Annotated in this window: 11 protein-coding genes; 4 read left to right on the top strand and 7 right to left on the bottom strand. The window is 64.2% G+C overall.

The genetic code is table 11. From position 1 onward, the window contains the following. Positions 1–23 precede the first annotated feature (23 nt). Positions 24–836, top strand: coding sequence for an enoyl-CoA hydratase/isomerase family protein (locus K7W03_RS16435; protein ID WP_222886829.1), 813 nt, complete (start codon positions 24–26; stop codon positions 834–836). Positions 837–890: 54 nt separating this feature from the next. Here K7W03_RS16435 and K7W03_RS16430 read toward each other — a convergent pair whose 3' ends face one another. Then, a complete protein-coding gene (locus tag K7W03_RS16430) occupies positions 891–1,877 on the bottom strand; it encodes a TauD/TfdA dioxygenase family protein (protein WP_226870230.1) in 987 nt (328 codons plus the stop codon). Positions 1,878–2,161: 284 nt separating this feature from the next. Between K7W03_RS16430 and K7W03_RS16425 the strand changes: the two genes are divergently transcribed. Continuing rightward, the gene (locus K7W03_RS16425; RefSeq protein WP_025551331.1) at positions 2,162–3,268 is read left to right on the top strand and encodes an amidohydrolase family protein; all 1,107 of its coding nucleotides are present in this window, start codon (positions 2,162–2,164) and stop codon (positions 3,266–3,268) included. 53 nt (positions 3,269–3,321) lie between these two features. On the opposite strand, the gene K7W03_RS16420 is transcribed toward K7W03_RS16425, so the two are convergent. Further along, complete coding sequence (locus tag K7W03_RS16420; RefSeq protein ID WP_025551333.1) at positions 3,322–4,068, bottom strand: enoyl-CoA hydratase-related protein; 747 nt, start codon at positions 4,066–4,068, stop codon at positions 3,322–3,324. Beyond that, positions 4,065–5,168: an epoxide hydrolase family protein gene (locus K7W03_RS16415; RefSeq protein WP_025551335.1), complete on the bottom strand. Its 1,104-nt coding sequence runs from the start codon at positions 5,166–5,168 to the stop codon at positions 4,065–4,067. Before K7W03_RS16415 ends, K7W03_RS16420 begins: the two co-directional genes overlap by 4 nt. A 156-nt stretch (positions 5,169–5,324) precedes the next feature. Here K7W03_RS16415 and K7W03_RS16410 point away from each other — a divergent pair, with 156 nt between their 5' ends. Further along, positions 5,325–6,188, top strand: a complete 864-nt coding sequence (locus tag K7W03_RS16410; RefSeq protein ID WP_037483844.1) for a metal-dependent hydrolase — start codon at positions 5,325–5,327, stop codon at positions 6,186–6,188. Between the two features lie 55 nt (positions 6,189–6,243). Here the strand turns inward: K7W03_RS16410 and K7W03_RS16405 are convergent, their stop codons facing one another. The 4 genes from K7W03_RS16405 to K7W03_RS16390 form a co-directional block, all read right to left on the bottom strand. Further along, positions 6,244–7,818, bottom strand: a complete 1,575-nt coding sequence (locus K7W03_RS16405; protein WP_025551339.1) for an AMP-binding protein — start codon at positions 7,816–7,818, stop codon at positions 6,244–6,246. Between the two features lie 109 nt (positions 7,819–7,927). After that, positions 7,928–9,271, bottom strand: a complete 1,344-nt coding sequence (locus K7W03_RS16400; protein WP_226870229.1) for an MFS transporter — start codon at positions 9,269–9,271, stop codon at positions 7,928–7,930. A gap of 4 nt (positions 9,272–9,275) precedes the next feature. Next, a complete protein-coding gene (locus K7W03_RS16395; RefSeq protein ID WP_025551343.1) occupies positions 9,276–10,751 on the bottom strand; it encodes an aldehyde dehydrogenase in 1,476 nt (491 codons plus the stop codon). 42 nt (positions 10,752–10,793) lie between these two features. Further along, a complete protein-coding gene (locus tag K7W03_RS16390; RefSeq protein WP_044660673.1) occupies positions 10,794–11,582 on the bottom strand; it encodes an SDR family NAD(P)-dependent oxidoreductase in 789 nt (262 codons plus the stop codon). A gap of 185 nt (positions 11,583–11,767) precedes the next feature. Between K7W03_RS16390 and K7W03_RS16385 the strand changes: the two genes are divergently transcribed. Beyond that, positions 11,768–13,441: a GMC family oxidoreductase gene (locus K7W03_RS16385; protein WP_025551345.1), complete on the top strand. Its 1,674-nt coding sequence runs from the start codon at positions 11,768–11,770 to the stop codon at positions 13,439–13,441. Positions 13,442–13,636: the final 195 nt, after the last annotated feature.

Raw genomic sequence — 13,636 nt, 5'->3', positions numbered from 1 at the left:
GTCATGGCCATGTTGGGGAGAGGATGATGGCCGAGGATATTGTCGTCGAACGGCTGACGGACGGCCAGGGAATCGCGCTCGTAACGCTCAATCGGCCCGCGCGCATGAACGCCGTGCTTCGGGAGACGGTCGCCCGCTTCAACGGGCTGATGGACGAACTGGCGGCCGACGCCGCCTGCCGGGCCGTCATCGTCACCGGCGCGGGGCGAGGCTTCTGTTCAGGGCAGGATCTCGCGGCGACCAACCAGCGTAACCAGACGGGCAGCAGCGGCGTCATCGAGAAACTTCACTGGCAACAACAGTTCGCCGGCATGGGCGGACGCATCCGGTCCATGCCGAAACTGGTGATCGCGGCGGTCAATGGCCCGGCTGTGGGTGCGGGCATGGCGATCGCGCTCAGCGCCGATGTACGGATCGCGACCCCCGCAGCGAAATTTCTGGTGGCGGCGGTGCGGATCGGGCTGACCGGCGGCGAAAGCGGCATCTCCTATCTGCTGCCGCGCATGATCGGCGCGGCGCGAGCCTTCGACATATTGCTGACCGGCCGCGCGATCGAGGCGGAGGAAGCCGAGCGCATCGGCCTTGTGCGATCGCTGTCCGATCCGCGGTCGTTGATCGACGACGCCATCGCCTATGCGCGCTCCGTTCTGGCAAACAGCCCCTATTCGGTCGCCCATACCAAGGCGCTGATGTGGGCCAATCTGGATGCCAACAGCTATGAAGCCGCGATCCAGGCAGAAAACCGGGCGCAGATACTGGGCACGATGACCGAGGATTATAGCGAGGCGACCGCCGCTTTCATGGAAAAGCGGCCGCCGCATTTTTCGGGACGATAGGCCAAAGGCGCCCCGTCACGGCCCGAAGGCGGTGACAAGGCGCTTCCCTGATTGTCAATCCACGATCCGCTTGACGGCCCGGTTGCGGTCGAGCGTGGGATCGAGATAGCGGCCCACCGCATAGTCGCCCATGATCGTGGTGCGTCGGGCGCTGCGTGGGACGTTCAACGGCACGCCCTCCGCATGGTGAATCATCCGCCAATTATCCCACACCAGCATGTCGTTCTTCTGCCAGTCGTGGAAATAGGCATGTCGCTCGTCGGTCAGATGCGCCGCCAGTTCGGCGAGCAGCGAATCGCTTTCGGCCCGATCCATGCCCAGAATATACTGCGCCTGCAGCGGTGAAATCTTCAGCGCCTTGCGCCCGGTCTCCCGCTGGGTGATGACCATCGGGTGGACGACGGGCGGGAAATCATATTTCGTTCCGCCAGAAGGCGTGTCGCGCGCCAAGGCACGGAGATCGGCCGGGACGCCATATTTGCACTGCATGAAGTCCGTCACGAAATGATAGACGACCTCCATGCCGTCGATCTTCTCCTTCATTCCGGGCGACAGCCGCTCATAGGCTTCGATCGCATCGATGAACCCGGTTCGGCCAAGCTGCGTCGCCGGCTTCTCCATGCGGAGCACCGCGCCGCGCACGATCGTCGGCATGAAGCTCTGGTCCCAATGCCACGGGATATAGCCCGCCCGGTCATGCCCGCCGAAATGATAATCGGTCTGGAAGCGGGGCTTGTCGTCCGCCGGGTCATATTTCAGCGTCATCATGAACTGGTTATTGGGATCGTTCATATCGGCGGTCGCAGCCGGCTCCATCTCCCCGAACAGACGGCTCAGCCGCATCTGCGCTTCGTCATCGGCATCGGGATCGCGGAACAGCAGCAGTCCGGCCTCGATCCATATGTCGCGGATTGCGTTTGCCATGTTGTCGTCCAGCGGGCGCGACAGATCGACGCCGATGATCTCCGCACCGAAACCGGGGCTGAGCGCGCGGACCTTGAGCCCGGCCCTTTCCTGAACCTCGTCTTCTTTCAGCATCATTCTCTCCTCGCGCATGCGGCCGGGCCATAACGGCGGACCAGTGCGCTCATGTTAAACCTTACCCATTGCCCCTATAATCGGGCAATTTTCGAAAAAACTATTCAATATCATTGAACAATGATCTTGAATGGACTTTCGACAACTCATCAGAAGTCTGATGACATCGCCCGGAACCCGCCCATAACGGCGCCTATTGCTTCGGCCATGCTATAAGGGCGAGCAAGACGGGGGTGGCGGACGGCAGCCCCGTGTCGGACGAGATCCCCAAGAAGGAATGGAAAAGGATGAATAGTTTCACCGCGACCCCGTGGCCCAAGGACCGCGTCATGCCGGCCCGATCGTGGGAGAGGCCCGCCGGCATGCGCGTCATTTCCAGCGACGATCATCTGATCGAGGAACCGGGGCTGTGGGAAAACCGGCTGAAGGGCGCGGACAAAGATCGCGCGCCTAAATATTGGAAGGACGAGACGGGCTTCCATCTCGAAGTCGACGGGCAGAATTATGACGTCCCCGGCCTGCCGCCGACCTTCCCCGAAGGGCGCGAGGGCTTTTGGGATGTCGACAAGCGCCTGGCGGACATGGACGCGGAGGGCATTGACGCCGCCATCATCTATCATGGCCGCCTCAACAGCCTGATCCGCATGCCGGACAAGGAATTCTGGTATCGCTGCGTCGATGTCTGCAATGAATGGGCCGCGGAATGGAAGGAAGCGGCGCCCGACCGGCTGTTCCCCGTCGCGCTGCTGCCCACCTTCCTGTGGCCGGAACGAACGAAGGATTATCTCCAGAAGCTGAAGCAGCTCGGCTACAAGGCGATCGACATTCCCGTCAGTCCCAAGGGCGTGCGCTACAACAGCAAGGATATGGACCCGTTCTGGGAAGCGATCCAGGAAAGCGGCTTTCCCGTCTCCTTCCATATCGGCGCCTATCTCCAATATAGCGGCCGGGGCTCATTGGGCGCGAACCTGAACGCCAATCTGATGCCCTTCACCGGGCTGTTCGGACAGCTGGTTTTCTCCGGCCTGTTCGACCGTTTCCCCGGCCTGCGCGTCGTCTTCACCGAAGGCGGCGCGAGCTGGGTGCCCGGCACGCTGGAAAATGCCGACAAGGTCGCACGCGACTATGCGACCGAATTGCGGCCCAAGCTGGCGCAGAAGCCGAGCTGGTACTGGCATAACCACTGCTACACCACCTTCATGGAAGACGATGTCGCGATGGAGAATATCACGCGCATCGGGGATGGCCGGGTGATGTGGTCGACCGACTATCCGCATCCGGAAGGCGTGATGGGCAGCAGCGACGCCATCATGAAGCGCATCTTCGATACGGTGGGCGAGCCCGCCGCGCGCAAGGTGCTGGGCGAAACGGCGGCCCAACTCTGGGGCATCTGATCGGATAAGGGGTAAGGGAAGGGGAGCGGACCTGAGGTTCGCTCCCCTTTCTTTCAGCCGGGCGTCGCGCTGCTCCACGCCATGGCGCCCATGGCCTTGCGCTTTTGCAGCGCTTCCGTCTCGATCGCCAGCGCGTCGGCCAGCGTGCCTTCCGTTCCGCGATCGATCACGCTCTTGGACATGCGGATCAGGCCGGGATCGTGCGCGGCGATCGCCCCGGCGATCTCGATGGCTCTGGGCAGCAATTGCTCAGCCGGCAGAAGCTCATTGGCCAGGCCCACGCGCAAGGCCGTGGCGGCATCGACCGGCTGGCAACTCAATATCATCTGGCGGGCGAAGCGCGCGCCCACGGCGTGGGGCAGGCGCGACCCCATGCCGCTGCCGGACAATGCGCCGATCTTCGCATGCGTATCGGCAAACCGGGCATTCTCGCTGGCCAGAATGAAGTCGCAACCCAGCGCCAGCTCAAGCCCGCCAGTATAGGCCGCACCGCCGACCGCGGCGATCATGGGCTTGCCCAGGCGCGGTACGCGCTGGATCAGCGCCGTCACGCTCTGGCGCGGCGCATCAGGAGCAGAGAAGGTCTTAAGGTCCAGCCCGGCGCAGAAGGCCGGCGGCGCGCCCGTCAACACGCCCACCCGCCAGCGGTCGTCCTGCACGAAAGCATCGAATGCCGCGTTCATGGCGTCAAGCAGCGCGGGATCGATCGCATTGCGTTGCGCCGGCCGGTTCATCGTCAGCAACATTATGCCTTCGCCGGCTTCCTCGGCCAGCAGCACGCCATTCGGTTCCAGCGTCATATCTGGCTCTCGAAAAATGCGATGACGTCGCGGGCGAACGCCTGGGGTTCCTCCATCGCGGCGAAATGCCCGCCCGCGTCCATCTTCGTCATGCGGACCACATGATATTGCCGCTCGGCCAGGGCGCGGCTGGGCATGGGATAGAATTCGCCGGGAAAATGGGCGAGCGCGGTGGGCACTGTCACCGGCCCGGCCGCCAGCGCGTCGCCGTTCAGGCCGTAATACATCCAGATCGACGACATCACATTGTCGGTGACCAGATAGGACATGAGGTTCGTGATCAGATGGTCCTTGCTGAACCGGCTCTCTATATTGCCCTTGGTGTCGCCCCAGCGCCAGAATTTCTCGACCACCCAGGCCGCCCAGCCGACTGGATTGTCATGCAGCGCCAAGCCGATGGTCTGCGGTTTGGTGGCCTGTTCGTGATGATAGCCGCTTTCCGCCTCCATCACCGTGCGGACCTGCGCCCAATAGTCGAGCAGTTCCGCATCGGCATCGGCATGCGGCGGCGGCGCCATGAAGAAATTGAGATGGATCGCCGCCACGACATCGGCGTGGCTGATGCCCAACTGCGTCGTCACCGCCGATCCCCAGTCGCCCCCCTGCGCGAAGAAGCGCGGATAGCCCAGCACGTTCACCATCAAGGCGCGCCACAAGGCGGCGACGCGGGCGGGACCGATCGGCCGCGGCGGCCGGCCCGACCAGCCATAGCCGGGCAGCGACGGCACGACGACGGAAAAGCCCGCCTCCACCAGCAGCGGGATCGCCTCCTGGAACTCCACCACCGATCCCGGCCATCCATGCGTCAGCAGGATCGGCGGCCTGTGCGTGTCACTGTCCCGCACATGATAGAAATGAATGGGGATGCCGTCGATCTCGACCATGAACTGCGGCCAGCGGTTGAGCTTCTCCTCCTCCGCGCGCCAGTCATATGCCGAACGCCAATAATCGACCAGCTCGGCCAGATAGCGCGCATCCATGCCATATTTCCACTGGTCGGGATCGTCGGGCATATAGCCGATGCGACTGTCCGCCAGCCGGTGCCGGATATGATCGAGCACAGACTGCGGCACGTCGATGCGGAAGGGGGTGGGGGTCAAAGGGCCTCTCCTCAATGATCGGCCGATTCATAATGCTTCCATCCCCTGGCCGAATATCCATGGGCGGATGCATCACAGTCATGATCGGACTCCCGGGCAGTCATGACGGGAGAACGGGCCGGTGGTACGATGGCGTATCCTTGATGACAACGAAAGATGGAGGGGGAGCCAGTGGGCATCGTCATACGCTATCCACGTATCGATTTTTCAAAGGTGCGCGCGCATTGGGCACCCAATATCGCCTTCGCCCAGTTTCAGAACGCGACCTCGATCATTCCCGCCCCGGTCGAACCCTGGCTGATCAAGGTGCTGAACATCGCGATGGAGCGCCTGCCCGCCGGTTCGGAGCAACTGCGCGAGGACATGGCCGCCTTCATCGGCCAGGAATCGCAGCATTACCGCCAGCATCAGAAGTTCAACAAGGTGATCGCGGCGCAAGGCTATCCCCGGCTGGCCGAGTTCGAGAAGAAGCTGGCCGACGATCTGGACGCTTTCCTGAAGAACCGCTCGCTCAAATTCATGCTCGCCTATGCCGACGGCTTCGAATCGCTGGGCGCGGTGCAGGGCGGCATCTGGTTCGAGCGGATGGATGCGCTGATCGAAGGCGCCGACCCCAATGCCGTGGCATTCTGGAAATGGCATATGGCCGAAGAGTTCGAACATCGGGAGGTCTGCTTCCAGATCTATCACCGGATTTACAGCCGCGGCCTGTGGGGCAGGATCTGGAACGGCTATTTCTACCGTGTCTATGGCTGCCTCTATGCCATGGTTCATTTGCGGGGTTTCATGGACCGCATGTTTTCCTACCTGATCGAACAGGACAAGAAAAGCATGACGCCTGCCGAACAAGCCGCGCTTGATCGCGACATCAAGGCGCTCAACAATTTCCAGCTCAGGGTATTTTTCCCACAACTGCTCAAGAACTTGCTGCCCTGGTACGATCCGGGGAAAAAGCCAACCCCGCCCGGGCTGTTCGATTTTCTCCGCCAGTTCGAAAAATCGGGACCGGCGGAGGCCTGAGCTGACGGTTCGCCAGAAATGACGGGGCGCGCGGCGCTGACGCCCTTCTTCCCGGTCACGCGCTTTTATACAGTTCCTTCAGCGCGAACTTGATCACTTTCCCCGTCGAATTCATCGGCAGCGCGTCGAGGAAGGTGACGCCGCGAGGAATCTTGTAATTGGCGAGATTGGCCTTCGCCCAGCCGATCACCTCCTCCGCCGTGATGGAGGAACCGGCGGCCCGGACGATGAAGGCATGGCCCACTTCGCCCAGCCGCTGGTCGGGCACGCCGATGATGGCGGACTGGTGGATGCCCGGCAGGCCCGTCATCTGCTTCTCGATCTCCGCCGGATAGACGTTGAATCCGCCGACGATATACATGTCCTTCAGCCGGTCGGTGAGCTTCAGATACCCGTCCGCATCCAGACAGCCGACATCGCCCGAATGCAGCCAGCCATCGGCGTCGAGCGTGGCGCGGGTCGCCTCCGGATTGTCGAGATATTCGATCAGCAGCTTGTCGTCGCGGATCAGCACTTCGCCCGGCTCTCCCACCCCCAGCGAGCGGCCATCCGGCCCGGCGACGCGGATTTCGGTGCCGGGGATCGCCGTGCCGACCGTATAGGCGATGCGTTCCATGGGATCGCCCGGCCGGGTGTGCGTCGCGGAGCCGCAGCATTCGGTCATGCCATAGCCGGTGCTGATCTCCTGGATCGGGGTTTCGGCCTGGAGCCGTTTCATCAGTTCGATCGGCACGACGGTCGATCCCGTCGACATGAAGCGCCAGCTCGAAATGTCCCAATCGCGCCAGTTGGGAAAGGCGAGCATTTCCTGGAACACGGTCGGCGGCGCGGGCATAACGGTGATCCGGTTCTTCGCCACCAGGTCGAGCACGCTTGCCGGATCATAGGCTTCGGGCCAATAGAGCGTGCTGCCCGCGATCAGCGATGCGACCCAGCCCGCCTTGTAGGATGCGTTGTGCGAGAAGGGACCGAAGGCGGCATAGCGGTCGTCCGCCGTCTGCCGGGCGATGTCGACCCATGCCTGACCGCCGCCCAGCGACCGGCGATGATCGAAAAGCGCGCCCTTGGGCGCTCCCGTCGTGCCGGACGTGAACATGAGGTCCGCCAGCGTGTCGGGCTTCACCATCGCCTCGCGCTCGGCAAGCTGCGCGTCGCTGCTGTTTGCGGCCAGCGCGACGAAATCCTCGAAACCGATTTCGCCTTCGCCCAGTTCCTGCGGTTCGGCGCGCAACACGATGCGGCGGCGCAGGCCGGGCATCGCTTCGTCCTTCAGCATGGCCGGATAATAGCGGCCCAGGAAACTGCCGATGGAAAACAGGCGGACAATCTGTCCCCGCCGCACGATGTCCGACACCTCGCCGCCCTTCAGGCGTGTGTTGAGCGGCACCATCACGCCCGCGGCGCGCTGGATGCCGATGGCGATGGCGACCCATTCCCACATATTGGGCGCCCAGATGGCGGCCCGGTCGCCCGGCCGGGCGCCGTCCGCGATCAGGGCCTTGGCGACCAGATCGGCCTGGCGGTCGAGTTCGCGATAGCTGATCGCCCCGTCAGTCTGCGAAACCAGGGCCGGGCGGTCCCCGTGACGCGCGGCGGCGCTGCGCATGAGGGCGGGAATAGTCGTCGTCATGATGGCCTTTTCGTCAGGATTCTGGTGCCGATGCCATGTTGCAGCATGGGCCGAACTCGCCTTCGAAGGAAGGACAAGCTTGGCATCACCGTGGTTGTGATGGCTGGCTTCATCGATCCAGATGGCGCAGGAAATCGCCCCGCGCCGACCAGACCATCCAGGCCGCGAGCGGTCCGGCGGTCAGCAGGCCGGTGATGATCGCCCAGCCCAGCTTCATGGGATCGCCATAGACATAATCCGTCAGGAAACCGATCAGCATCGGTCCCAGCGCATAGCCGCACAGATTGGACGCCAAAACCATCAGCGCGGCGAAGCGTCCGCGCATCTCGATGGGCGCGATCATCTGCACGGCGGCCATGGTCGGCCCATAGCTCGACCCCATGGTCATCATCATCAGCGTGATCGCGCCGAACAGCAGGGCGAAATTGCCGGCTGCGAAGGCCGCCGCCAGAACCGGGGGAATCGCGATGCAGAAGCCGCACAGCAACCGCAGCGCCATGTCGCGGGTGCCGCGCGCGAAGCGATGGTCGATCAGCACGCCCAGCGACAGCCCGCCGACGATGCCGCCCAGCGCGACCGCGACCGACATCATCGTTCCCACCTCCGCCGCGCTGACGCCCAGCACGCGGCGGGCATAGGTCGGCGTCCATACCATCGTCCCCTGAATGGCGACGGCCATCACCGCCGATCCCAGGATCAGCCCCAGCATCAGCCGGGGATGCGCGCCGATATGGCGGAAGAAGGCGCCCCAGCTTGCCGCCTGCCGGTCGGGCGGAGGCTGGCTGCGGCGCTTCGGCTCGCGAAAGGCGAAAGCGAGGAAGGCGACCGCCACGCCGGGCAGGCCCGTCACCACCAGCACTTGCCGCCAAGGGGCAAGCCCCGCGAACGGACCGCTCAACGGCTCCGCGCTGAACAGCGCGAGCAGGTTGCCGCCCAGCGCGTAGGACAGCGATATGCCGATGACGCCGGACACGGAAAGGCAGGCGATCGGCGTCGTCAGCCGATGACGGGGGAAGATGGAGGCAAGGAGCGACTGCCCAGCGGGGGATACCGCCGCCTCGCCCGCGCCCACCAGCAGCCGGCCGGCGAAGAGCTGGCTGTAGCTGCGCGCCAGCCCTGTGCCCGCCGCCGCCAGCGACCAGACCACGATGCCGGTGAACATGATCGCGCGCCGCGAATAACGGTCGACCAGCCCGCCGATCACCAGCCCCATCAGCCCGTAGAAGAGGGCGAAGGACAGGCCTTGCACCAGGCTGATCTGGAAATCGTTGAGGCCAAGGGCGGCCCGCATCTCCGGGATCAGCACCGATATGACTTGCCGGTCGATCATCGACACGATCTGGAAGATCATCAGGATGAAGACGGTCCACCAGGCGCTGGCCGGACCATAATTGTCCGGCCAGTGACTGGTCTGGGCGGGGGCGTCGGCGGGGCCATCCACGCGCGCGTGCAAGGGGTCAGCCCTTCAGATGGGCAGGCAGATCCTGCATGAAGACGGCCTTGATCTCGGTGAAGCCGTGCAACCCTTCCTCACCGCCCTCGCGGCCCACGCCGGACTGTTTGAAGCCGCCATAGGGAATGGTGTAGTCGATGACGCGGCCATTATGGCCGAAATTGCCGGTACGGATGCGGCGGGCGACCTTGTAGGCGCGCTCGACATCCTGCGTGAACACCCCGCCCGACAGGCCGTAGATATTGTCGTTGGCGATGGCGATCGCCTCTTCCTCGCTGCCATAGGCGATGATCGTGCCGACGGGTCCGAAAATCTCCTCGCGGGCGATGGTCATGTTGTTGCTGGCGTCGGTGAACAGGGTCGGCTCCACGAACCAGCCCTTGTCGAGATGAGCCGGGCGGTTGCCGCCAGTGACGATGCGGGCGCCCTGCGCCTTCCCCTGCTGGATATAGTCGAAGACGCGGCCATGCTGGCGCTGGGTGACGAGCGGGCCCATCTGCGTCGTTTCAGTGAAAGGATCGCCCACCTGCACATATTGCATGGCGGCGGCGAGCGCTTCCTCCACCGCGCCCTTCAATGAGGCGGGCACTAATATGCGGCTGAAGGCGGCGCATTGCTGGCCGCACAGCCCGACCAGGTTCGGCATGATCCCTTCCACGACCTTGCCGATGTCGGCATCGTCCAGGATGATGGCGGCGGACTTGCCGCCCAGTTCCGTCGTGATGCGTCCCGACCGGGCGCTGACGACCGAGGCGATGTGCAGGCCGGCGGCGGTCGAACCGGTGAAGCTGACCTTGTCCACCCCTTCATGGCGGATCAGATAATCGGACACTTCGCGATCCGCCGTCAGGACGGAAAAGACGCCGTCGGGCACGCCCGCCGCCGCGATGCATTCGGCCAGGATCAGCGCTTCCAGAGGCGTTTCGGGCGAAGGCTTGGCGATGATCGTGCAGCCTGCCGCCAGCGCGAAGGCGACCTTCAAGGAGAGCGTGGCCAGCGGCGCGTTCCACGGCACCACGGCGGCGACGACGCCCACCGGCTCGCGCACGACGATGGCATGCCCGCCGGCCAGGGCGGGGCGCACCTCCTCAAACCCCTTTTCGGCAAGGTCCGCGGCATAGGTGTAATAGCCGCCCATGAAGGGGGCCGTCATCGACGATTGCGAATAGGGCATGCCCACCTGCAGCGACCAGGCGCGGGCGAAATCGTCGTTGCGCCTGGCCATTTCCTCAGCGATGCGGCGCAGATAGACGGCGCGCTCCGGCCCGGTCATGCGGGGCCAGGGGCCGTTGTCGAAGGCATTGCGCGCCGCCGCGATGGCGCGGTCCATGTCGGCGGTGGTCGCCTTGGCGACGCGGCCCACTTTCTCCTCGGTGGCGGGCGAGATGATCTCGATACCGTCCGATCCCGAAGAAGGGGACCAGTCGCCGCCGATGAACAGCTTTTCGGGGTTCGCGAGGTGGAGAAGCGTATCGGTCATGCGCGATTTTCCTTCTGGATTCGGCAAAGAAAGGGCGGCTGCTTAGGTCTCGACCACGACAGGCAGCGACAGGATATTGGCGACGCCGCCATCGACCGGCAGCATGTGGCCCGTGATATAGGCCGATGCGTCGGACGCCAGGAACTGGACGGGGCCGACCATCTCCTTCGGATCGCCAAAGCGGTCGAGCGCTATGGCGCTGCGGAAGATTTTCGCCCGCTCCGGATGGCCGACGGTGGGCGCTGCCATGTCCGTGTCGAAGAACCCGGGCGCGATGGCGTTGCAGGTGACGCCATGGGGCGCCAGGTCGGCCGCGATGGATCGCGTCAGGCCCAGCACCGCATGTTTGCTGGCGACATAGGCGGACAGGTTCGGCCGCCCGGTGTCGGAGACGTAGGAGGCGAAGTTGATGATCCGCCCCCATTTGCGCGCCGCCATGCCTTTCGACAGGTCGCGGCACAGCAGATACATGGACGATACGTTCACATCGAACATATTCTCCCAATGGGCGAGGGTGGACTCGTGGAGCGGTCCCCATCCGCCGATGGCGCCGTTATTGACCAATATGTCGATGGCCGCGCCTTCGGCGTTCAGCCTGTCGGTCGTCGCCTGCACCGCGTCCAGATCGGCTAGGTCGAACGCGATCGTTTGCGCCCGCCCGCCAGCCGCCCGTATTTCTTCGGCGGTTTCCTCCAGCTTCGCGCCGTCCCGCGCCGCGAGGATCAGCGATGCTCCCGCGTCCGCCAGCCCCAGCGCGATCGCCCTGCCCAGGCCGCGGGAGGCTCCCGTGACCATCGCCGTGCGTCCCGCGAGCGAGAAAAGCCCCGTCATTCTTATCCTCATCCTTGGCCAAGACTACGTCCCGATGCAGTCATAGCGCTGGCGACCCCCGGATTTCGATGGCATCCGCCAAGCCATCATAAGGGCGATGTTCGTCGGTAAAGTCCGACATAAGGCTTGCGCACCCTTCATCCCTCCCCGCTATGCACGGTGCTGAGGATAAGGAGAAAGGCAGCATGGTCGAGGCGCAGAGCAGCGTGGAGGCGGAAGCCGATTATGTCATCGTCGGCGCGGGATCGGCCGGCTGCGTGCTCGCCAACCGGCTGAGCGCCAACGGCCGCCACAAGGTCGCGCTGCTGGAGGCGGGCGGCGACGACCGGCCGTTGCAGAATCTCTTCAATCCCGCGCAGGCGATGAGCACGATGAACATTCATGTGCCCGCCGGTTTCACCAGGATGCTGAAGGACCCGCGCATAAACTGGAATTACATGACCGATCCCGATCCGGGTTCGGACGGCCGGCAGCATTTCTTCCCGCGCGGCAAGGTTCTGGGCGGTTCCTCCTCCATCAACGGCATCCTCTGGGTGCGCGGCTTGCCGGAAGATTATGACGGCTGGCGGCAAAGGGGCCTGACCGGCTGGGGCTGGGACGAAGCGGAAACCTATTTCCGCCGGATCGAGAACCAGCAGGGCGAAGGCGCCAGCCGCGACCAGCAGGAAGGCCCGCTCAAGATCAGCGACGTGCCGATGCGGCACCCGATGCTGGACATCATGACGAAGGCGTTCGAGGAAGCGGGCGCCCCGGTGGCCAAAGACCTGAACGGCACCACGCGGGAGGGCGTCGCGCGGGTCCGGCTCAACGCCCATAAGGGCCTGCGCGTATCGGCGGCGGTCGCCTATCTGCACCCGGCGATGAAGCGGCCCAATCTGCAGGTCATCATCCATGCCCACGTCACGCGCATCCTGTTCGAAGGCAGGAAGGCCGTCGGCGTCGAATATTGGAAGGGCGGCCGGCTGCGGCAGGTGCGCGCGCGCCGCGAGGTCATCCTTTCGGGCGGAACGATCAATTCGCCCCAATTGCTGGAACTGTCCGGCATCGGCCAGGGCGAACGTCTGCGGGCGCTGGGCATCACGACGCTGGTGGACAGCCCGAACGTCGGTGAGAATTTGCAGGACCATTATGCATCGATGGTCCGCGCTCGCCTCAAGCCGGGCGCTTCCAGCTTCAACGCCATGTCGCGCGGCCTGCCGCTGGTGGGGCAGATGATCCGTTTCGCCGCGAGCCGTACCGGACTGCTGGCGCTGGGTGGGTCGAACCTGACGGCCTTCCTCAAGTCCGATCCGGCGCTCGATCTGCCCGACCTGCAATTCTTCGCCAGCCCCGCCACGGTGGATTTCGAGGCGCTGGCCAAAAACGGCGCCATGACGATGGAAAAGCTGCCGGGGATGACGGTGGGCGGTTATGTGATGCGGCCGCAGTCGAAGGGCTCCATCCATGTGAAGAGCGGCGACTTCCATGATGCGCCCTCGATCAAGCCCAACTTCCTGTCGGCGGAGGCGGACTGCCGCGCTCAGGTCGGCGGGCTGCGTTGGGCGCGCCGCGTGATGGAAAGCCCCGCGCTCGCGCCCTATTTCGACCATGAACTGACGCCGGGGGCAGCGCTGCAAAGCGATGAGGAATTGCTGGCCTTTGCGCGGGCTAGCGGGTCGACCGGTTATCATCACACCTCCACCTGCGCCATGGGCGTCGGCCCGGATGCGGTCGTATCCGGCACGCTGAAGGTCAATGGCGTGAAAGGCCTGCGGGTCGTCGACGCCTCGGTCATGCCCGCCGTCGTGTCGGGCAACACCAACGCAGCGACGATGATGATCGCGGAGAAGGGTTCCGACCTGATCCTTGCAGAAAGCTGATGGGAGTGGCGCCGCCGCCTGTCTCAGTCAGCGATGCTTTGGATTGAAGCGCGACTTGCTCCTGCACAGGAACGCGGTTCAAACTAGGCCGCGTGGACAATTCGGAATGGCGGGAAATGGCCAATCCAAGACATTCCCCTCCCGTAAACGGGAGGGGTTAGGGGTGGGCGCGAGCGTAGCGAGCTTCCAGCTTAG

Origin of the sequence: Sphingobium sp. PNB (assembly GCF_019873065.1) — a bacterium.
GTDB classification, from domain to species: domain Bacteria; phylum Pseudomonadota; class Alphaproteobacteria; order Sphingomonadales; family Sphingomonadaceae; genus Sphingobium; species Sphingobium fuliginis.
The sequence above is the reverse complement of the archived record's forward strand: the minus strand, read 5'-3'. Positions and strand labels throughout refer to the sequence as shown.